Raw genomic sequence first — 20,558 nt, forward strand, 5'->3', positions numbered from 1 at the left:
TTTAGCAGTTTAAATCGTTGGTTTCATTGTTAGTTATCTCTTAATTTAGCTTCTATCTCTTCAATGGTAGGCATGGTACCTTCCACTTTTTCGGGATAGAACTTCTCCAGATCATATTCGGAAATACCCAAAGGTTGGCTGCTCGACTCCAAAGCATACTGGGCTTGTATGCGGTCTTTCTCTTTGCAAATCAGTAAGCCGATGGTTGGGTTATCCCGTCCTTCCTTACGCAGCAAATGATTGCAAGCCACCACATATCCACCTAATTGACCGATGTCGGCAAAAGCAAATTTACCGATCTTTACCTCTACCACTACATAGCAGGAAAGCGAAAGATTATAAAAGAGTAAGTCGATAAAGTTTTCCGTTTCGCCTATTTCTAAACGATATTCTTTGCCCACATAAGCGAAACCCGTATCCAGTTCAATCAGGAATCGGGTAATGTTATTCAGTAGAGCATCTTTGAGCAATCGTTCATTGTAACGCCCAGTTATACCCGTGAAAGCAAAATTGTAGGGGTCTTTGGTCAACTCCTGTGCAAGGTCGCTCATCGCATCAGGCAATGTTTTTGTAAAGTTAGTCAGTGCCTTGCCCTGCCGCTCATAAAGGTCGGTGCTAATGAAATTGAGCAGCATACTACGACTCCAGCCGTTCTCCACCGTCTGGTGAACATAGAACAGAGCTTTGTCTATATCGTCTTTTACTTTATCCATTATCAAGCAATGGTGTCTCCATGGGACTTCAAATATTCCACCAACTTGGTGGAATAATTCCGTTTCATTTTTTCCACCAAGTTGGTGGAAAGTTTTCAGAGCATCCTTATATAACAAATAAAACTTCCTACAATAGTAAATATTGCTCTTTGACAGACCTGCCGCATTGGGTATAGCTTCACGTAAATCTTTGCTCAATTGAGTGATAACACTTTCGCCCCAGCGTTCTTCTACGTGTAATTCAACAATGTCACGACCTAAAAGCCAGTTGAATTTCAACTGTTCCACATTTATTTTCACCGCTGCCTTTATTTGGCTTTGGCGATAGCGACCGCAAAGGTCTTTCACCCATTGCAGATATTCTTTATCAAGTATGTTTATTGACTTGTTCATCGTAATCTATAATACTTCAGTTGCGTTAATTTTTAGTTCTCCTGACATCAGCTTCGGGAGAAGTGTGTCGCGTAGAATTGTTAACCTAATACTTTCCTGTTCATTTCTTAGTATTTGGTCGAAATACGGTTTATTTATCTGCCTATTTTTGTAAAACAGATGATTCTTATTGTTATATGTATTGTATCTTATCCGCATTTTAATTAATGTATTAAAAGTAGAAATTAATTTCCATTGTGCTGTCGTACTTTAAATGAGAAGTAAATGTAGGTATTATTATTGATGTAATTGTTATAGTTGGAGTAAAATTTATTCTTTTGGTTGTTAGAATATGCAGAAACTTCTATTCTAACAAAAAAATGATTTGCAATGAACATTCTAATGCAAGTTTAATACTTCGCTTAACTTATCCTCAATAATTTTCTTCTCATTACTACCAATAGTAGACAATCTCACCAATGGAATTCCGTACAACTCTAAGATACGATCCTTTTTAATATCACGTTCTGACTGACTCGTCCCCGATTTGTGGAATGCATAACCATCCGTCTCAATAGCCAATACCGGTTGTTTGCTTACACGATTATAAATTAGAAAATCAATATGAGTATTTATATTTGCAGCATATTTGCTTTCCTCTTCATTCAATAGAGAATAATCCTGAATCAACATATAGAGTGGTAAATGGCAAATGATATTCAAATGACGCATATTGATATTCTCTTTCAGAATATCTTTAAGTAAGGCAAATGTAAGATTCTCGGAATCATATTCGGATATTTTTTTGTGCTTCTTCAAATAGGCTATTCGGGCATCTGTATATTGCTCATATAGATAATCGAATATAGAATGAATCTTACTGGTGGAAACAGTGCCATTGTTATATTCGATATAAGCGATCAAATCGCTGATATTGCAGTCTTTGGGTTGTTCGTTTCCCGATACGACTAAATAGAATTGTGACTTAGCCCGCGAAACAGCAACATTGAGCAGGTTGGGATCGTCGGAAAAGGAAGTGATGACATCGTCGACAGTGGTCATAATGATAGCATCCTTTTCTCTTCCCTGAAATTTGTGGACTGTTGCAACATCAATATCCTCTTCAAGTGCGGATTTTACTGCATCTACTTGTTTGTTATATGGAGCTATGACGCCAATTTCATCTGTTTCATAAGATAGATTCGGTAGTACTTCTTCTTTGATAACATCTATTTCCCGTTGATTCATGTGGCTGCGGGAGTGGTTACCTTTGGCTGTCCGTATGGCACAAATGACATCCTCTTCTCCTTTATCACGTGTCATGATGACAAGATCTCCACCATAAAATTTCTGATTACAGAAGTTGATGATTCGAGGATGGCATCGATAATGTTCCCGTAACAAGGTCTGCGGTACATTTGGAATAACTTTGCAGACGGATTGCAAAAAACTCATATTGGCACAATCATATTCCGGTTTAATCAGGCACGCATTGGCGATAAAGTTTAGCGTTTCCTTATTTTCTTCCGTGACCACATTGGGAAGTTGCATGGTGTCACCGACAATGATTGCATTTTTAGCACATGACAAGGCTAAAGCTCCGGTTTCAACGGAAACCTGTGACGCTTCATCCATAATGATATAATCATATACGGCATCTCGTTGCAGACTGCTTAATGATGAAAAGGTAGTACTTAATATAATAGGGTATTCTTTTTGTACCTCTCGCCAATTATTTTTTAGATCAGGGAGCGTAAAGATGGGCTTGTCATGATTATTGCCATAGGTATGAAATAACTGATTCTTTAGAAATTTCATTGATGTATCGGCCATTTGTCTAGCCATTTCTGCTGCATCTTTGTTGGCAAGCTCCTTTTCTAATGTGTCTATTTCGACTTCCAGCTCTGCATACTTTGTTTGGTAGAATAAGATTTGGAAGTCGGCGATAATCAAACTCATCTCCCGTTTATAGAAACCTTTATCGGGGATTTTACAAATCGTTTTGCTCCTGAATTTAAAGAAGAACCATTTCAACCGTTGAATAAAAGCTGCTATTCCCCGAAGACTTGATGATTGCTCTTTTTCTGCAAATTGTTGACATTCATTCCATAAATTCAGAAGGTCTGCCGAGCTGGAATTTTTCCGTTGTTGGAGAGTAAATTCTTTTGTTCCGAACTCTTGCAGATAATGTTGCCACTCTATTTTTAAAGCTTGTATTTCCTGTCTTGCCATGGCAAGGCATTCCTGTTTGGAAAATATGCTTTTTAGTTCTTCTGTCTGATGATGTATCTGATTGAGAAATTGAGGTTGGTCGGCATCCGTATCATGCCATGACTCAAAGTGCTCCGGATATTGTTTTTCCTCTTCTTGAGTTTCGATGAATTTCTCTTTGTTAGCTGTGCTGCCAAGCAATGCAACAATGAATCCCATATCGTATTTGGATAACTTCTCAAGTACATTGACAATGGCGGAGTTATTATTAGATACTACCTGAACAGTCTTACCACGCACAAGGATATTGGCAATGATGTTCAGAATCGTTTGTGTCTTTCCGGTTCCCGGAGGTCCTTGCACAACGCTGATTTGATTCTCAAAAGCTGCCTGGACTGCTTTTTGCTGGCTTGCATTACAACCAAAAGGAAAAATCAAGGTTGAGGCAGTCTGGGGCTGCATTTTATATTTTTGAGGATTCAGGTATACAGCAATAGCTCTGTTGTTTGCGATAAAATGAATCTTTTCATATTGTTTTGCCAATAGCTTCGTTCCGTCATCAGCTTTCAATTCGTTCGCATCGGCAACTTTCTTCAAATATTTGAATATACTTTTCGAACGACTCTCTCCCAAGCATGATTCGATAATTTCTAAGTCCTTTTCTCTGTAATCATACTCTTTACCATTCAGAAAACGAATGTGCCAATAGTTGTGTGATCCGGCCTTAAAAATAGATAAGGCTTTGATATTTGATAAAGTTCTCCCTTTACTGATTATTTGATAATTATTGGGGTCCGGTTTGTCCGGATCAGTCAGCCAAAGGACATTTTCTTCTTTGTAAGTATACGCACTAGGAACATTTCGGAATACTACCTTATAGTTGCCATTATGATTTTGGCAGCTCTCTATTTCGGGAGTCTTGATTTGTCCTTTTATAATAATCAGATTTTCGGAAGTATCTATCATAGGCTTGTGTGTAAATATAATAAGTCGTGCTGGTGTTTTTATTTATTATTTTGGATATAAAAGTAAGAATATTTTCCAGAATATCAAAACTGAAGTAGAAAAAACAGTGAATGACTTTATTCAGCTTTGTATTGTTATAAATATAGAGTGAGATTCGGTTTGGGAGTATTGAACGTGATAAAAGAGATTTGTTTTGCCAATGAAATCATTATCTTTGCAAGGTATACATTAATGAACAAGGAGGATATTATGCTTGCATACACATATATTGAACACGGAAAGTTTGAATTGCAGGAGAAAGCGAGACCGGAAATAAAGGATTCACGGGATGCAATCGTGCGTGTAACACTTGGTAGCATCTGCACCAGTGATCTTCATATTAAACATGGCAGTGTGCCGCGTGCTGTGCCCGGAATAACTGTCGGGCATGAGATGGTAGGTGTGGTAGAACAAGTAGGGGCTAATGTCACTTCGGTGAAGCCTGGTGACAGGGTGACTGTGAATGTCGAAACTTTCTGCGGTGAGTGTTTTTTCTGTAAGCATGGATATGTGAATAACTGTACTGATCCTAATGGCGGTTGGGCTTTAGGTTGCCGAATTGATGGCGGTCAGGCGGAATATGTCAGAGTTCCTTATGCGGATCAAGGTTTGAATCGTATTCCGGATACAGTGAGTGATGAACAAGCTTTGTTTGTCGGTGATGTGCTTGCAACAGGCTTTTGGGCAACACGCATCTCGGAAATAACCGTGGAAGATACTGTTCTTATCATCGGTGCCGGGCCTACCGGGATTTGTACTTTGTTGTGTGTGATGCTGAAGAAACCAAAACGCATTATTGTCTGTGAAAAGTCTCCTGAAAGAATTCGGTTTGTCCGCGAGCATTATCCTGATGTGTTGGTGACTGAACCGGAAAACTGCAAGGATTTTGTTCTCAAGAACAGTGACCATGGTGGAGCAGATGTTGTTTTGGAAGTGGCAGGGGGTGACGATTCCTTCCATTTGGCTTGGGATTGTGCCCGTCCTAATGCTATTGTCACGATTGTAGCCCTCTATGATAAACCACAACTTCTTCCTTTACCTGATATGTATGGCAAGAATTTGGTTTTTAAAACAGGTGGAGTGGATGGCTGCGATTGTAACGAGATTCTCATGCTGATTGAGGAAGGGAAAATTGATACTACTCCTCTTATTACACATCGATTTCCGTTGAATGAGATTGAGGAGGCCTATCGTATCTTTGAAAACAAATTAGATGGAGTTATTAAAGTAGCTATATCAGGAAATAAATAAAAATAGAATTTGTGTATGAAGCATATACTTATAGTAAGTAATAATGATATGTGCCGCAGTCGTATGGCACAGGAAATTTTGAACTCCTTCGGTAGAGGGATGAAGATTAGTACTGCCGGTATTTTGGCTGGAAATTCTGTCCCTGACGTTGTTTGCCAAGTGATGGAACAAAATGGATATGACTTTTCGCGTAGAAAGCCCTGTGACGTTGCGACATATGCCCAACAGACGTGGGATTATGTCATTACCCTTTGTTCGGAAGCGGAGGAAGTGCAAAAGGAAATGCAGGGGGTAGTGAGAAAATACGTTTCTTTCAACTTTACAGATCCCTTTCAGGGAGGAATTCATGTAGAAGATGAGCAGGAAGAACGGGTTAGGGCACTATATGACATCATGCATAAAGAACTGTATGAGTTCTTTCGAAGTGAATTGATGGAAAAGTTGTTACCTCGCTGTTCCTGTGGCGCAAATACGTATTGTAGGTGTGAGTAGGAATATAAGTAAAATCATATATGTACATCATCCGGTGATGGTGGCAGATCTGTGTCATTTTGAACGCGAAGTTGCCAGAAAGCAATAGCGGATGCGGCGGCTACATTGAGAGAATCGACACCGTTTGCCATAGGAATGCGGACTACATAGTCCGCCTCATTGATTGTTTCGTTTTGAAGACCATCCCCCTCTGTTCCCATTACGATGGCTAACTTGGGTTCGGTTGCTAAGATAGGATTATCGATAGAGATTGATTTCTCCGTGAGTGCCATAGCGACTGTACGGAAACCCTGTTTACGCAACTCATTGGGAGAACCGTCCAACCAAGTCCATGGTATCAGGAAGACAGAACCCATCGAAACCCTGACTGCACGTCGGTTTAACGGATCACAAGAATTGCGTGTTAATAATATAGCATCTATTCCCAAGGCGGCTGCGGAACGGAAGATGGCTCCGATATTAGTAGCGTCTACCACGCCCTCAATGACTACGATCTGCCGGGCTTTCCGGCACACCTCCTCTACACTTGGTAGTGCCCGACGACGCATGGCACAGAGGACACCGCGCGTCAGTGTATATCCGGTCAATGTGGCAAGTAACTTTCTTTCACCGGTATAGACAGGTATATCACCACAACGTTCAATGATGCCAGCGGCATCACCAGTGATATGCTTCTGTTCACACAAGAGGGCTAAAGGCTCATAACCAGCATTCAGAGCTACATGGATAACTTTGGGGCTTTCTGCAATAAGCAATCCCTTATCAGGCTCGATACGATTCCGTAATTGAGCTTCGGTGAGGGTACTGAATATTTCTACTCCGGAGTCTGTTAAGGATGATATTTCTATAATGGGCATAGTGATTTCTTTAAACGATCTATTTTATTGCAGCAATGATAGTATGCGCTTCTTACTTACCAATACAAAAATGTTGAAAGATATTTTGAAGCACCATATCATTCGTAACCTCCCCCGCTATGTCCGAAATAAAGAAGATACACTCTCGTATGTCTTGCGAAAGAAAATCCCCGGAAATCTGCGAATCAAGTCCGTTTTGTACTCTATGAATAGCTTCCAAAGCTTTGTTTAAAGCTTCGTAATGTCTTACGTTTGTCACAATAATATCATTCTGTGTCACTGTAGGCAAGTGTGCGGCATCAATAAGCATTTTTTGTAGCTCACTTGTATTCTTCCGTTGTTTGGCCGAGATGAAAATAGATTCCGTAGATTCTTTGGGGAAGTCTTTTAATAAAGATAATACATTCTCTTTCTGTTTATCTTCAATCAAATCAGCCTTATTGAATACAACAATCAAATGTTTTCCTTCGCAACGTGGAATTATTTTCTCCGATAACTGTTCAATTTGAGAAGCGGCATTCACAGCATCTACCATCCAAAGAACAATCTCCGCCTGATCCAACTTCTGAAAAGTACGTTCAATACCCAAACTTTCAATCGTGTCATTGGTTTCCCGGATTCCGGCGGTATCAATGAACCGGAAAGTGATTCCTCCGATATTGACAGTATCTTCGATTACATCACGTGTTGTCCCGTGAATATCACTGACAATGGCTTTATCCTCATTCAATAATACATTCAGTAAAGTCGATTTTCCGGCATTTGTTTCACCGATGATAGCTACGGGAACACCATTCTTAATGGCGTTCCCGACACTAAATGAATGAGCCAACCGCGAAATGACCTGTTCAATTTCATCTGCCAGTTTCCTTAATGCCGAACGATCGGCAAATTCCACATCCTCTTCGCTGAAATCCAACTCCAATTCAATCATGGAAGTGAAATTCAACAACTTGTTGCGTAGATCTGTCAGCTCTTTACTGAATCCACCCCGCATCTGGCTCATTGCCAATCGGTGAGTGGCAGCAGATGAAGAAGCAATCAAGTCCGCCACAGCTTCTGCCTGACTTAAATCCATTTTTCCATTGAGGAAAGCACGTTGCGTATATTCTCCCGGCTGGGCCATGCGGCAACCGTTTTTAATAAGCAACTGCATTACCTGTTGAAGAATATAAGTGGAACCATGACACGTGATTTCCGTACTGTCTTCTCCCGTATACGAATGAGGAGCACGGAAAAGGCTGACGAGCACTTCATCAATCATCTCGTCTCCGTCATAAATACGCCCGAATGTCAAAGTATATGGTTTTTGTTCGCTCAATAATTTGCCAGCTTTGGCTGGCTTGAAGATGCTGCCGGTAATAGAAATAGCTTCCGGACCGGAAACGCGGATGCTTCCGATAGCACCGCCTTGAGCGGTAGCGATGGCACAGATAGTATCTTGAATCATTGTTTTTTCTTTTTGGATGAGCAAAGATAATTGTTTCTAAGTAAAAAACAGAAAATTGAGCACAACTTGTGCTTTATTTGTTTATATTTGCTGCCATGCAGTGGTACACCAAACAAAATAAAACAATAATGCTTATGGAACCAGCGATTAATTTATATTCTTCCAATGAAAAGAGTGAACTCATACGGGAGAACTCACAAGAAATACTTTCTGTCCTTGCAGCTCATCAAATAGCTTTGTGGGAATATGATATCATTACGGGCAAATGCTCCTTTTCAAACGATTATTTTTTTACACTGGGATTAAAGGATGCCGGGATCATTTTTGAAGATATAGATGATTTCTATCGGTTTATTCATCCGGAAGATATTGAATTCTATAAACAAGCCTTTGCAGAAATGCTTTCATCAGACTCTAAGACCTCACAAATTAGAGTTCGTTGTATAAGTGAACAAGGGAAAGTAATTTGGCTGGAAGATCATTTTCTGTCTTACAAAGAGAGTTGCGAAAGTCATCCGGGTAAACTGCTGGCATATACGGTGAACGTCACTTCACAATGCGAAAAGGAGCAACATATCAAATATCTGGAAGAGTATAATCGCAAAATAATTGAAGCATTGCCGGAATTCATTTTTATTTTTGATGATAATTTCTTTATTACCGATGTCCTGATGGCACCGGGAACGATATTGCTTCACCCTGTGGAAGTGCTACGCGGAGCAGATGGACGATCTATTTATTCACCGGAGGTTAGCGACTTGTTCATTTGTAACATTAGGGAATGTTTGCGTGATGGTAAGTTGAAGGAAATAGAATATCCGCTTGAAGTGGATGGAAGTCTGCATTATTTTCAGGCACGTATCGCCCCCTTTGAAGGAAACAGGGTACTTGCGTTGATACATGATATCGGAGACCGGATTCAGCGTTCGCAGGAATTGATCGAAGCTAAACGTCGTGCGGAAGATGCTGATAAAATGAAGTCGGTCTTTTTAGCTAATATGAGCCATGAAATTCGTACTCCGTTGAATGCTATTGTCGGTTTTTCGGAGATTATCGCAGTGACAGAAAGTGAAGAAGAGAAAATGGAGTATCTGGAAATTATTCAGAGAAATAGCAACCTGTTACTGCAGTTGATTAATGATATTTTAGACCTTTCCCGTATTGAATCCGGCAAATCGGAAATGCATTTCCAGCAGGTTGAGATCGCAGGACTAGTGGAAGAAGTGGAAAAAGTGCACCAGCTGAAGATGAAGTCGAATGTAGAATTGAAAGTGATTCGTCCCGAAGGAGAATACTGGACTTCTACTGATCGTAACCGTGTGATGCAGGTATTGTTCAATTTCTTGTCGAACGCGATTAAAAATACGGAAAAGGGAAGTATAACTTTAGGCTTGAAACATGAAGGACCCTGGCTGAAACTGTATGTCAGCGATACGGGTTGCGGTATATCCAAAGAGAAACTCCCTCAAATTTTCACCCGGTTTGAGAAACTGAATGATTTTGTGCAAGGCACCGGATTAGGGCTTTCAATTTGTAAAAGCATTGTAGAACGACTGGGCGGCCGTATCGAAGTAACTTCAGAATTAGGGCAGGGGAGTATGTTTGCACTCTATTTACCCTATCAGGAAATACCGAAGGAGGTTGCCGAAAGAAGACTTCCGCATAAGAAGAATGTCGATGAGGATAAACGTAAAAAGATATTGGTGGTAGAAGACATTGAGTCGAACTTTGTCCAACTTAATATTTTTCTGAATAAGGAATATATTATTTCATGGGTACGCAATGGACAGGAAGCCATCAATAGTTTTATCCGCGAAAAGCCGGATTTGATTCTGATGGATATTCGTATGCCGATCATGGACGGTATTCAAGCCACTGAAAAGATCCGTACTATTTCTCTGACTGTGCCTATTATTGCAGTGACCGCGTATGCTTTCTATACTGAACAGCAACAGGCTATTCAGGCAGGATGCAACGCTGTTATCTCAAAGCCCTATTCTTTGGAAAGGTTGAAAGAGACAATAGAATCTTATATCGGATAATTAATTTTCTAAAAGAGAACTAACATTCTGAATGTTGTAGTGTTATTTATTATATAGTAGTAACATTATAATATATTAGAATATGGAGAAAGTGAAAAAGATAGTCCTTATCGGGGCAAGCGGCTTTGTGGGCTCTGCCCTTCTGAATGAAGCATTGAATCGTGGTTTCGAGGTTACGGCAGTGGTTCGTCATCCGGAAAAGATAAAGATAGAGAATGAAAATCTGAAAGTGGTGAAAGCCGATGTCTCCGCGCTTGATGAAGTGGCTGCCGTTTGTAAGGGTGCAGATGCTGTTATTAGTGCATTCAATCCGGGATGGAATAATCCTGATATATACGATGAAACAATCAAAGTTTATCTGACCATTATTGATGGAGTGAAGAAAGCGGGTGTTAATCGTTTTTTGATGGTGGGCGGTGCCGGTTCTTTGTTTATCGCTCCGGGCTTGCGTCTGATGGATTCCGGTGAAGTACCCGAAAATATATTGCCGGGAGTGAAAGCTCTAGGAGAGTTTTATCTGAACTTTTTAAAGAAAGAAAAAGAAATAGACTGGGTATTTTTCTCTCCGGCAGCGGATATGCGTCCGGGAGTACGTACAGGACGTTATCGGTTGGGAAAAGATGATATGATTGTAGATATTGTAGGAAACAGCCATATCTCTGTTGAAGATTATGCCGCCGCCATGATTGATGAACTGGAATATCCGAAACACCACCAGGAGAGATTTACGATTGGTTATTAATAAAAAAACAATGGCTTGAATCTATACATATTATCAGTGAAAGATTCAAGCCGTTATACATTCTTTTAATTGCAATTTTATTCTTTCGATTACAATTTAACTCTCCTGAATATAGATTTATATCCTGTCAAGTACTGTCTTAATCAGCGTATCGATTGTATTCTTATATCCGGTGTTGGCCTCTTTGATAAGTCGGTTGGCTATCACCATGCAGACGGTCATTGCCTTGTGTCCCATCAATCGGCTAAGGCCTGCCAAAGCCGAACTTTCCATTTCGAAGTTGGTAATTTTGTAACCTTTATATTCGAACGCTTCAATCTTATCATTCTGTTTCGGGTCTGCTAACGGGATACGAAGTTCACGTCCTTGAGGACCGAAGAAACCTCCGGCAGCGATTGTCACTCCACGTACCATGTCATCTTTGGCGATCCGGTCGATCAATTCTTCACTGGCATCAATGACGTAAGGAGCAGGAGCGCACATATTTCCCGACCAACCCATGTGATTGAGGAAAGCACGTTCGAAAGGCAAATCGCATACGGCATTACGCCCGGCATAGAAATTCAGTAACCCGTCGAAACCGATGGACTTTTGCGAACATACAAAAGTTCCGACAGGCGTATTGGGTTGTAGACCGCCACATGTGCCGATACGCACTAATTCCAGTTGGCGGAACTGATCCTTTTCTTCACGGGTGACAAAGTTGATATTGGCGAGTGCATCTAATTCATTCATTACGATGTCGATGTTATCGCAACCGATTCCTGTAGAGACTACCGTAATCCGTTTACCTTTGTAAGTACCCGTGATGGTTTTGAATTCGCGGCTTTCCACTTCACATTCTTTGTTTTCGAAATGAGAAGCTACGAGTGCTACACGTCCGGGGTCACCTACCAGGATTACTTTATCTGCCAACCATTCGGGTTTTACGTGAAGATGGAATACTGAACCGTCTTCATTGATTATCAATTCAGAGGATGGAAAGTACTTTTTCATGTCATTGAAAGGTTTTAGTTTTATAATAGGATTGTATCTATAAATAGAAACGCCGGAACCGGATTTAAGTTCAGAAGAAGTCTCTTTCTTTTTCCATAGGAAAGGGGAGAACGTCTTACGACTGAAATAAAATCGGATTCCGGCGTTTGTGAACGATTATTTGCTCAATGGCTGATTGCCAGCATTGCCTGTTGTCGGCTTGGCGATATTCTCACGCATGGAAGTATCAGCTTCGATATTCTTCATGCGATAATAATCCATGATGCCTAAGTTTCCACTGCGGAAAGCTTCAGCCATTGCTTTAGGAACTTCTGCTTCTGCTTCGATCACTTTGGCACGAGCTTCCTGTGCTTTTGCTTTCATTTCCTGTTCGGAAGCTACTGCCATAGCACGGCGCTCTTCAGCTTTTGCCTGTGCAATATTCTTATCTGCATTAGCCTGATCGATTTGCAGAGCCGCACCGATGTTCTTACCTATGTCGATGTCCGCAATATCAATAGACAGAATCTCGAAAGCAGTTCCTGCGTCCAGACCTTTACGAAGTACAAGTTTAGAGATAGAATCCGGATTCTCCAATACCGATTTATGGTTTTCAGAAGAACCGATAGACGAAACGATACCTTCACCTACACGGGCAAGGATCGTATCTTCACCTGCACCACCGACCAGCTGGCGGATATTGGCACGTACTGTAACACGAGCCTTAGCTATCAACTGGATACCGTCTTTCGCAACAGCCGTTACAGGAGGAGTATCAATCACTTTCGGGTTTACAGACATCTGTACAGCTTCGAATACGTCACGTCCTGCCAGGTCGATAGCAGTAGCCATCTGGAAAGGCAATTCGATGTTGGCTTTCGATGCCGATACTAAGGCGTGAACTACCTTTTCTACGTGTCCGCCAGCCAGATAATGGGCTTCCAGTTCGTCGCGGGTGATATTTTTCAGACCGGCTTTGTGGGCTTCGATCATTCCCGGAACGATGATATACGGCGGAACGTTACGTATACGCATTAAGAATAGTTGTATCAGCGAGATGTTAACTCCCGAAACTTTAGCCGACAACCAAAGGAAGAACGGCACGTAATGGAAAAATATTATCAAGAAGATAATACCTCCGGCTATCAGAAAGATAGGCAAGTAGAAAGATGATTCCATTGATGTTTTTATTAAGTGAATATTATTCTTTGTGTTTCTCAACCATGATTGTACCGTCGGTGATCCGGCTTACGATTATCGGAGTCTTCTCATTGAGGAACCCGTCTATTGACTTTACCTCTACAATTTTTCCGTTAATCTCGGCATAACCGATTTGTGCCAGGCGGGTAGTACTGATTCCTATATCACCCACTTTGACGCTATCTTCTGCGCTACGGTCTACTTTTGAATCGATATCTTTTTTCAACGCCAGTTTGTCCAGCATTTTCGATCGCATAAACCAAATCAGTGATCCGATACAGGCAACCGCTGATATGCCAAGAGTGACAAATCCTCCTGCCATACCTAAATTGGTGAATGCATAGTAGTTGGCATACAGGATGCAAACCAATGCAGAAATTCCGGCCAGACTAATGCCCGGGATGACGAACAGTTCTACCAGAAACAGTATGACTGCGGCAATAATGAGAACGGCGATAATGAGTATATCCATAGTTCAGAGTTATTATTTATTTTGTTTTTTCTGCATTACGTACATTCACTTCGAGAGCATCGAGTTCTTCGGACATTTGCAGTATCCGCTTTTCGAGGTCGAGAATGGCAGGAGCCATTTTGGCTTTTCCCTGTTGGTTGGCACCGGCATATTGTTGACGAAGGCCGTTCAGCTTTTCTTCTTGTTGATAATAGTCTTTTTCCATCTGCTGATAGCGTTGGAAAAGTGTCTTGGCTTTTGCGGATTTAAAGTCGCTCATCAGATAGTAAGTCGTATGGTCGTCAATGACAAACTCAAAGTCCATGGCACGGCGTTCTTTGGGCTTATGACTGATAGCAGCTTTCAATCGTTGCAGTGCTTCGGTAACCGCTTGTTTATCCTTCCAGGTTTCTTTCAGCGAATGAATCTGTGCCAGACGAATGATCTCTTGCTGCTCCATTGCTTCATAATTATAAGTCTGTTTGGAAGTGTTAGGGATGAATACATAAATACATATCTTTCCTTCCGGTTGGAAACGGTCGGAAGCAAACCATCCGAGGTTGTTGTATTCATCGATGACGTACATATAATCGTTGTACGGCGAGTTGAACGGCATACCCACATTTTCCGGAACAAGATAAGTGTCGGTATTCGTGTTGTAGCGAGTGACAAAAATATCATAGCCACCCAATCCCTCGCCATCGCTGGCGTAATAAACGGTGACTCCATCCGATAGAACAAACGGATAATTCGCATTCCCGGAAGCATTGATACTACCCGGTAACGGACGTCCGTCACTCCATTCATTCAACAACTTGTTCTTTGAAAAGATATCAAGATTACCTTTCTCGCCCTTTTCGCTATAATAAATTTTATTTCCGATTTCTGTTTCATAAACAGTTCCCGGATGATCTCCTTCTGTCTTGAAGAATTCATTGAAAGTAAACAGTTTGCCCGATTCTTCGCTGATCTTGTAAGCGTTCAGGAAAGTTGCTTTGTCCACAACGAAACTGTCGATGATACATACTTCCTCAACCCCCTTCAACATACGAAGGTCAGATTTGCTTTTCTCCAGAAGTTTCTCCGCTTCTTCCGTCGGTTTCTTGCGTTTACTTAAGTCTGCGATGTATTCTTCAAAGCAGTTCACTGCGTCTTCAAAGCGGTACGTCTCATTATATGCTTGTCCCAAATAGAGTTGTCCACCGGTGATACGTTTCTTTACCGCTATTTCAAGAGGTTTCACCGCCTCTTCCGCCTCTCCGGTTTTCAGGCAACATACGCCATACCAATAATTATAATTCCCGTTCGACGGTTGTGATTTAGTATACTTCTTAAAAACTGGTTTGGCTTGTTCGTACTCACCTTTGGTAAATAAGGTGCGTGCCTGTTCCAACGTTTGTGCAGAGACTTCGCAAAGGAAGAGGCTGCAAATTAAAAATAGAATATATTTTCCTTTCATCGTTTTGAGCGTTTATGAGTGACGGGTAGATTGAAAACATCGCTGCTTTCGGGCACCGGTCCATTTATCAATTGTTCAAAAGTACAAATTTATTAGAAATAAACCCTTTTTCAGTGATTCTATTATGTTAATTCTTCTTTAAATCATTCTTTTCGCTTACTTTTGCAGCCGATTTTTAAAGATATGACACAATTTACGGAAGAAGAGAAAACCATTCGCCGCATTGAACGGCGGTTTAGCAAAGGAGTGGTGCAATATGGATTGATAGAAGAAGGAGACAAAATCCTTATCGGACTATCGGGAGGAAAAGATTCGTTGGCGCTTGTGGAACTGTTGGGGAGACGCGCACGTATCTATAAACCTCGCTTTTCTGTCGTTGCCGTCCATGTAGTGATGAAGAATATTCCTTATCAGAGTGATACGGAATATTTGAAAGCGCACTGTGAGACGTATGGAGTTCCCTTTGTGCAGTATGAGACAGCTTTTGATCCTGCTACCGACACACGTAAATCTCCCTGCTTCCTCTGTTCATGGAACCGTCGGAAAGCCCTGTTCACAGTTGCCAAGGAACACGGATGCAATAAAATCGCTCTCGGTCACCATATGGATGATATTTTGGAAACTTTATTGATGAATATCACTTATCAGGGAGCTTTCAGTACAATGCCGCCCCGGTTGATGATGAAGAAGTTTGATATGACAATTATTCGTCCGATGTGTCTGGTCCATGAAGCTGATTTGGTAGAATTGGCAGCTTTGCGTCATTATCAGAAGCAAGTGAAGAATTGTCCTTATGAATCGCAGTCCAGCCGGAGTGATATGAAAGGAATTTTACGGCAGTTGGAAGCGATGAACCCGGAAGCTCGTTATAGCCTTTGGAGCAGTATGACTAATGTACAGGAGGAATTATTACCAGATAAAATAGATTAATTTGAATAGATTGTTATGAAAGGATTCTATACCATTTTGTTACTGATTGTATCTAATGTCTTTATGACATTTGCTTGGTACGGACATTTAAAGATGAAACAGGAGTACAGTTGGTTCGCAGCTCTTCCGCTGATCGGTGTGATTGCGTTCAGCTGGGCGATCGCCTTTTTTGAATATTCCTGTCAGATACCGGCCAATCGCATTGGCTTTATAGGCAATGGAGGCCCGTTTTCATTGATGCAACTAAAAGTCATTCAAGAGGTAATAACACTTGTTATTTTTACAGTGTTCACTACCATCTTCTTTAAAGGTGAGGCTTTACATTGGAATCATCTGGCTGCATTTATTTGTCTGATTGCAGCAGTGTATTTCGTGTTTATGAAATAGATATTTGCCAATTGAATAGAGGTTCTGTTTTACTCAAGTAGAACCTCTGTTTGTATAATATATATATATATTACGGAGTAGTTATGTATTTTTTCATTCCCTCCGTATAATAAGTCTTGAACTCTCCATTTTCTCCACTATAAATAAAGTAGGCGTCAATCGTTGTATCCGCTTTGCAGAAAGCTTCCGCTTCTTCCAGTCCCATCACCATGAAGGCGGTGGCAAGGGCGTCGGCAGTCATACAGTCTTTGGCGATTACCGTAGAGGACAAGATATTGTGTTGTACCGGATAGCCAGTTCTAGGGTCAATCGTATGGGCGTATTTCTTCCCATCCTTATAATAATAATTGCGATAGTTTCCGGAAGTAGCCAAGCCTAAATCTGTTATCTCAAGAATTGTCTGTAAGTCTTGGTTTACGGCCAGTGAATCGTCGATGGGCTTATTGATTCCAATGCGCCATAAGCCTTTGGAAGGATTTTTCCCTTTCACTACCACCTCGCCGCCTATATCTACCATATAGTTTTTTATTCCCTTACGGTCGAGCAGTTGTGCAATTACGTCTACCGAATACCCTTTGGCCACGGCACTACAACTTAACATAGTACGAGGATCCTGTTTGATAACTTTGCCGTTATCCATTTTCACTTTTTCATATCCGGTGATTTGTAACAGACTGTCTATCATTAATGAATCAGGAAAAGCACCTTTTTTGAAACCGAATCCCCAAGCATTGGCAAGAGGGGCTACTGTAATGTCGAAAGCACCCTTTGTCTCGCGGGAAATTTCCATCGAGCGATGGAAGCATTTCTGGAAAAAACTATCAGTCACCAGCTCTTCATTGCGGTTGACGCGACTGATAACAGAACTGTCATTGAATGGCGATAAAGATTGGTCGAAGCGTTTTAGTTCAGCTTCTATTTCCGGTTTTAAGTCACCGTCATGCTGATAAGTAATTTTATATACTGTCCCAAACACCAAACCTTTGACACTGTAATAGCCAACTTGTTGATTATGTCTGACTAATATCCAGATAGTTGCCAAAATCAGGAAAGCCAGCCAAAGGAAACTTTTTTTTGTTTTCATACGCTCTTCTATTTGATAAGAAAACTCGTTTTATTGAAGAAATAAATGTTCAATTAATATCTTTAGTCCGATAATGACTAGAATGATACCTCCCCATAACTCTGCTTTCAGTTTCCGGGCGATGCCGCAGCCACATTGGATACCAAAGATCAGACCGATGAGTGACATGACAAATGAAACAAACCCGATGATGCTGATAGGAGGAAGGATTTCGGTATAGTCCTGAACTCCCAGAAAGGCAAAGGAAATGCCGATTGCCAATGCATCAATACTTGTGGCTATTGCCATAGTCAATACCACTTTCGGATTTGCCGGATTGAACAGTTTACAACATTCTTCTTCTTTGAAAGATTCTAAAATCATTCGTCCGCCTAAGAAGGCAAGGATCGCGAAAGCAATCCAATGGTCTACACTTTCTATAAGATGACTGAATGTCTTTGCACACATCCATCCGATAAATGGCATGATTGCCTGAAAAAAGCCGAAAGCAAAAGCCATGATTAGCATGGGTTTCCAACGGGTACGTTTCAAAATAATACCGCTTGCAATTGAGACAGCGAAACAATCCATCGCCAGACCTATTGCAAGCAGCCAAATCTCTAGTCCTGTCATTGTATTCTAAAGAGGCAATTTATAAATAAGGGAATAAGTGATTCCCATGTTATTTGATTTAAACTTTCCGTAACCGGGCACGTACCATGGGTCTCCATATTCTCCGGTAGATGCTTTGGTTTTGTATTTCATACGTACCGACCACCCCATGTTGAAGTTTTTGTAAATACGTACTTTGACGCCTAAAACGATTTCCAGCCATTGCACCGATCCTTTCATACCCAGATGGCTGAATGGCACACTTCCTCCCCAATAACCGTCTTCCAAACTGGGGTTACCTATTACATCTCCCCAGATAGGATCATCTGCCGGCATTGTGGAAACATCATATTTAAATGAACTGAATGCATAGCGAAGTCCTGCATACAAGTAGCTATTCTTCTCTTTTTTCTTTGCCATGGTGTTGTAGTCCACACCGATTCGGAAGAATGGGGCCATTTTGCTCTTATAGTGTATGCCTGTTTCGCTCCAGGTATCTGTTCCTCCCATACCAAACTCAATAGTAGGGATGAATTTATTCTTGAGGTTAACGGCTACGCTGACTTCAGAACTCATAAAGTCGCCTCCCAGCAGCTTGCTTCCAACGCCATATAAATCCACACCGACATACGTACCATTGTAGAGCGGAATGGTATCTATCTCGGCAACCTCTTTTTTCTTCTGATCTCTTTTGGGCGTTTGCGCCGGACGTTGCTGTTGTGCCAGCAACGGAAGCCCAATGCAAAAGAGCAGAAGCAGACTAATTAGTCGTTTCATCAGGTGTGCGTTCTGGCCGATAATTATAGAATATCTGCAAGTTCTCGATTTCATTTGTATTGGCTTCTTTATTTTTTATATGAAGAGAATCTATCTGGTCCGGCTGCCCGTTGCCATAGGGAGGAGGGTTACCCGGTCTTCCCGGTTTTCCAAATTTAGCGCTGATTATATTTTGTTTCATCATATAACCACATTCCATGGACTGGAAATAAGGAGTATTTTGTTGTACAATGTATAATGTGTCAAAATCTTTTTCTCTACGTTTGGGATCGTATCTGAATATGAACACAGTAGTGTCACTTGTGTATCGTAGTGGTAACATCAGGGTATGCACATTCTTTTCATTGTTCAGAATGATAGAGTCGGTGCCTAATGCTGTGATTGTTAATGAATCAAGCGTGTCTTTTAATGCAATAGTAGGGTTATCCGGATTAATGGTATATATTGTGCAGTACATCATCGGACGTCCTGCCAATGAGCAATCGTTCTCATCCGAGCAGGCACTGTGTAAGCTGACTGCACCGCCAATGATAGTCAATATGAGAAAGATACGAATTAAATTCTTCATAGTCAGTTTATTGAATGTGAATCAAATTTTCTTTTCTATCTGATAGTTATTCCGTTCCGGTGCATTGCGCGAGATGAGTTCGCCAAGGAATCCGGCTAAGAATAATTGCGTACCTATAATCATTGCCGTAAGTGACAAATAGAAATAGGGAGAGTCGGTCACCAGTCGGTAGGGGAGACCGTTGTACATGGCATATAGTTTACTGGCACCTACGATGATGACAGAAATCATTCCTATCAGAAACATCAATGATCCCAACAGTCCGAAGAAATGCATCGGCTTGATGCCGAATCTGGAGAGGAACCAAAGAGAGAGTAAATCCAGATACCCGTTTACGAAACGGTTCAGTCCGAATTTTGTTGTGCCGTATTTACGCGCCTGGTGGTGTACCACCTTTTCACCGATTTTCTTGAATCCGGCGTTCTTTGCCAAATAAGGTATATAACGATGCATCTCACCGTACACTTCGATATGTTTTACGACCTCTTTGCGATAGGCTTTCAATCCGCAGTTGAAGTCGTGCAGGTTTTTGATGCCTGATACTTTGCGGGCAGTAGCATTAAACAACTTGGTGGGCAGTGTCTTTGAAATTGGATCATATCTCTTTTGCTTCCAGCCGGATACCAGGTCGTAGCCATCCTTTGTAATCATCCGGTAAAGTTCGGGGATTTCGTCTGGGCTATCTTGTAGGTCCGCATCCATCGTTATGACTACGTTTCCTTCCGCTTCAGCGAATCCACAGTAGAGTGCAGGTGATTTACCGTAGTTACGGCGGAATTTGATACCTTTTACATGTTCCGATTGAGCTTTAAACTTTTCGATCACTTCCCATGAATGGTCGGTACTTCCATCGTTAACGAAAATCACTTCGAATGAGAATCCGTTGGCTTGCATTACCCGTTCTATCCAAGCATAGAGTTCGGGTAGTGACTCTTCTTCATTGAATAATGGGATTACAACTGATATATCCATTTTTTTATTACTAATTACTTACGAATTAT

Annotated in this window: 19 protein-coding genes; 6 read left to right on the forward strand and 13 right to left on the reverse strand. The window is 41.2% G+C overall.

The features are described 5' to 3' along the window. Positions 1–29: 29 nt before the first annotated feature. Together KQP79_RS06730 and KQP79_RS06735 are read right to left on the reverse strand one after the other, a co-directional pair. A complete protein-coding gene (locus tag KQP79_RS06730; RefSeq protein WP_138343585.1) occupies positions 30–1,106 on the reverse strand; it encodes a PDDEXK nuclease domain-containing protein in 1,077 nt (358 codons plus the stop codon). A 378-nt stretch (positions 1,107–1,484) separates the two neighbouring features. Further along, positions 1,485–4,262, reverse strand: coding sequence for an AAA domain-containing protein (locus KQP79_RS06735; protein WP_138343587.1), 2,778 nt, complete (start codon positions 4,260–4,262; stop codon positions 1,485–1,487). Positions 4,263–4,511: 249 nt separating this feature from the next. Here KQP79_RS06735 and KQP79_RS06740 point away from each other — a divergent pair, with 249 nt between their 5' ends. Both KQP79_RS06740 and KQP79_RS06745 read left to right on the forward strand, forming a co-directional pair. Further along, complete coding sequence (locus KQP79_RS06740) at positions 4,512–5,552, forward strand: alcohol dehydrogenase (protein WP_155728176.1); 1,041 nt, start codon at positions 4,512–4,514, stop codon at positions 5,550–5,552. Positions 5,553–5,567: 15 nt separating this feature from the next. Then, positions 5,568–6,044, forward strand: coding sequence for a low molecular weight phosphatase family protein (locus KQP79_RS06745; protein ID WP_061447690.1), 477 nt, complete (start codon positions 5,568–5,570; stop codon positions 6,042–6,044). Between the two features lie 14 nt (positions 6,045–6,058). On the opposite strand, the gene KQP79_RS06750 is transcribed toward KQP79_RS06745, so the two are convergent. Together KQP79_RS06750 and mnmE are read right to left on the reverse strand one after the other, a co-directional pair. Next, the gene (locus tag KQP79_RS06750; protein ID WP_061447689.1) at positions 6,059–6,901 is read right to left on the reverse strand and encodes a TrmH family RNA methyltransferase; all 843 of its coding nucleotides are present in this window, start codon (positions 6,899–6,901) and stop codon (positions 6,059–6,061) included. Positions 6,902–6,953: 52 nt separating this feature from the next. Next, positions 6,954–8,351 carry a tRNA uridine-5-carboxymethylaminomethyl(34) synthesis GTPase MnmE gene (gene mnmE / locus KQP79_RS06755; RefSeq protein ID WP_015532568.1) on the reverse strand — a complete coding sequence of 466 codons (1,398 nt, stop codon included), beginning with the start codon at positions 8,349–8,351 and terminating at the stop codon, positions 6,954–6,956. Between the two features lie 134 nt (positions 8,352–8,485). Between mnmE and KQP79_RS06760 the strand changes: the two genes are divergently transcribed. Continuing rightward, on the forward strand, positions 8,486–10,393 hold the full coding sequence (locus KQP79_RS06760) for a PAS domain-containing hybrid sensor histidine kinase/response regulator (RefSeq protein WP_008644426.1): 1,908 nt from the start codon (positions 8,486–8,488) through the stop codon (positions 10,391–10,393). An 82-nt stretch (positions 10,394–10,475) separates the two neighbouring features. Continuing rightward, a complete protein-coding gene (locus KQP79_RS06765; RefSeq protein WP_004302018.1) occupies positions 10,476–11,135 on the forward strand; it encodes an NAD(P)-dependent oxidoreductase in 660 nt (219 codons plus the stop codon). A 117-nt stretch (positions 11,136–11,252) separates the two neighbouring features. On the opposite strand, the gene KQP79_RS06770 is transcribed toward KQP79_RS06765, so the two are convergent. The 4 genes from KQP79_RS06770 to KQP79_RS06785 all read right to left on the reverse strand — a co-directional run bounded on the left by KQP79_RS06770 (position 11,253) and on the right by KQP79_RS06785 (position 15,220). Further along, positions 11,253–12,131: a nucleoside phosphorylase gene (locus KQP79_RS06770; RefSeq protein WP_008644427.1), complete on the reverse strand. Its 879-nt coding sequence runs from the start codon at positions 12,129–12,131 to the stop codon at positions 11,253–11,255. Between the two features lie 156 nt (positions 12,132–12,287). Beyond that, positions 12,288–13,289, reverse strand: a complete 1,002-nt coding sequence (gene floA, locus KQP79_RS06775; RefSeq protein ID WP_004304885.1) for a flotillin-like protein FloA — start codon at positions 13,287–13,289, stop codon at positions 12,288–12,290. Between the two features lie 22 nt (positions 13,290–13,311). Beyond that, positions 13,312–13,782 (reverse strand): NfeD family protein, encoded by a 471-nt coding sequence (locus KQP79_RS06780; protein WP_004304887.1) that lies wholly within the window; start codon positions 13,780–13,782, stop codon positions 13,312–13,314. Between the two features lie 16 nt (positions 13,783–13,798). Beyond that, positions 13,799–15,220, reverse strand: a complete 1,422-nt coding sequence (locus KQP79_RS06785) for a tetratricopeptide repeat protein (protein ID WP_009040379.1) — start codon at positions 15,218–15,220, stop codon at positions 13,799–13,801. Between the two features lie 183 nt (positions 15,221–15,403). Here KQP79_RS06785 and KQP79_RS06790 point away from each other — a divergent pair, with 183 nt between their 5' ends. Further along, on the forward strand, positions 15,404–16,150 hold the full coding sequence (locus tag KQP79_RS06790) for an ATP-binding protein (protein ID WP_004304890.1): 747 nt from the start codon (positions 15,404–15,406) through the stop codon (positions 16,148–16,150). 15 nt (positions 16,151–16,165) lie between these two features. Beyond that, entirely contained in the window at positions 16,166–16,537 is a 372-nt protein-coding gene (locus KQP79_RS06795; protein WP_004302024.1) for a DMT family protein, read from the forward strand. 70 nt (positions 16,538–16,607) lie between these two features. Here the strand turns inward: KQP79_RS06795 and KQP79_RS06800 are convergent, their stop codons facing one another. From KQP79_RS06800 to KQP79_RS06820, 5 genes are read right to left on the reverse strand one after another with little or no spacing between them, the layout of a single operon-like run. Next, positions 16,608–17,621, reverse strand: a complete 1,014-nt coding sequence (locus tag KQP79_RS06800) for an FAD:protein FMN transferase (RefSeq protein ID WP_004309770.1) — start codon at positions 17,619–17,621, stop codon at positions 16,608–16,610. Positions 17,622–17,651: 30 nt separating this feature from the next. After that, positions 17,652–18,233, reverse strand: coding sequence for a manganese efflux pump MntP family protein (locus tag KQP79_RS06805; protein WP_004302038.1), 582 nt, complete (start codon positions 18,231–18,233; stop codon positions 17,652–17,654). Between the two features lie 6 nt (positions 18,234–18,239). Further along, complete coding sequence (locus KQP79_RS06810) at positions 18,240–18,989, reverse strand: DUF6048 family protein (protein WP_004309771.1); 750 nt, start codon at positions 18,987–18,989, stop codon at positions 18,240–18,242. Beyond that, positions 18,973–19,557 (reverse strand): DUF6452 family protein, encoded by a 585-nt coding sequence (locus KQP79_RS06815; protein WP_004309772.1) that lies wholly within the window; start codon positions 19,555–19,557, stop codon positions 18,973–18,975. Before KQP79_RS06815 ends, KQP79_RS06810 begins: the two co-directional genes overlap by 17 nt. Positions 19,558–19,578: 21 nt before the next feature. Beyond that, entirely contained in the window at positions 19,579–20,529 is a 951-nt protein-coding gene (locus KQP79_RS06820; RefSeq protein ID WP_004309773.1) for a glycosyltransferase family 2 protein, read from the reverse strand. Between the last annotated feature and the right edge of the window lie 29 nt (positions 20,530–20,558).

This window comes from Bacteroides sp. DH3716P (assembly GCF_025914115.1).
Taxonomy (GTDB): Bacteria; Bacteroidota; Bacteroidia; order Bacteroidales; family Bacteroidaceae; genus Bacteroides; species Bacteroides ovatus.

Coding starts and splice junctions, on each gene's coding strand:
- KQP79_RS06730 (WP_138343585.1), bottom strand. CDS start 1,106: ATGAACAAGTCAATAAACATACTTGATAAAGAATATCTGCAATGGGTG.
- KQP79_RS06735 (WP_138343587.1), bottom strand. CDS start 4,262: ATGATAGATACTTCCGAAAATCTGATTATTATAAAAGGACAAATCAAG.
- KQP79_RS06740 (WP_155728176.1), top strand. CDS start 4,512: ATGCTTGCATACACATATATTGAACACGGAAAGTTTGAATTGCAGGAG.
- KQP79_RS06745 (WP_061447690.1), top strand. CDS start 5,568: ATGAAGCATATACTTATAGTAAGTAATAATGATATGTGCCGCAGTCGT.
- KQP79_RS06750 (WP_061447689.1), bottom strand. CDS start 6,901: ATGCCCATTATAGAAATATCATCCTTAACAGACTCCGGAGTAGAAATA.
- mnmE (WP_015532568.1), bottom strand. CDS start 8,351: ATGATTCAAGATACTATCTGTGCCATCGCTACCGCTCAAGGCGGTGCT.
- KQP79_RS06760 (WP_008644426.1), top strand. CDS start 8,486: ATGGAACCAGCGATTAATTTATATTCTTCCAATGAAAAGAGTGAACTC.
- KQP79_RS06765 (WP_004302018.1), top strand. CDS start 10,476: ATGGAGAAAGTGAAAAAGATAGTCCTTATCGGGGCAAGCGGCTTTGTG.
- KQP79_RS06770 (WP_008644427.1), bottom strand. CDS start 12,131: ATGAAAAAGTACTTTCCATCCTCTGAATTGATAATCAATGAAGACGGT.
- floA (WP_004304885.1), bottom strand. CDS start 13,289: ATGGAATCATCTTTCTACTTGCCTATCTTTCTGATAGCCGGAGGTATT.
- KQP79_RS06780 (WP_004304887.1), bottom strand. CDS start 13,782: ATGGATATACTCATTATCGCCGTTCTCATTATTGCCGCAGTCATACTG.
- KQP79_RS06785 (WP_009040379.1), bottom strand. CDS start 15,220: ATGAAAGGAAAATATATTCTATTTTTAATTTGCAGCCTCTTCCTTTGC.
- KQP79_RS06790 (WP_004304890.1), top strand. CDS start 15,404: ATGACACAATTTACGGAAGAAGAGAAAACCATTCGCCGCATTGAACGG.
- KQP79_RS06795 (WP_004302024.1), top strand. CDS start 16,166: ATGAAAGGATTCTATACCATTTTGTTACTGATTGTATCTAATGTCTTT.
- KQP79_RS06800 (WP_004309770.1), bottom strand. CDS start 17,621: ATGAAAACAAAAAAAAGTTTCCTTTGGCTGGCTTTCCTGATTTTGGCA.
- KQP79_RS06805 (WP_004302038.1), bottom strand. CDS start 18,233: ATGACAGGACTAGAGATTTGGCTGCTTGCAATAGGTCTGGCGATGGAT.
- KQP79_RS06810 (WP_004309771.1), bottom strand. CDS start 18,989: ATGAAACGACTAATTAGTCTGCTTCTGCTCTTTTGCATTGGGCTTCCG.
- KQP79_RS06815 (WP_004309772.1), bottom strand. CDS start 19,557: ATGAAGAATTTAATTCGTATCTTTCTCATATTGACTATCATTGGCGGT.
- KQP79_RS06820 (WP_004309773.1), bottom strand. CDS start 20,529: ATGGATATATCAGTTGTAATCCCATTATTCAATGAAGAAGAGTCACTA.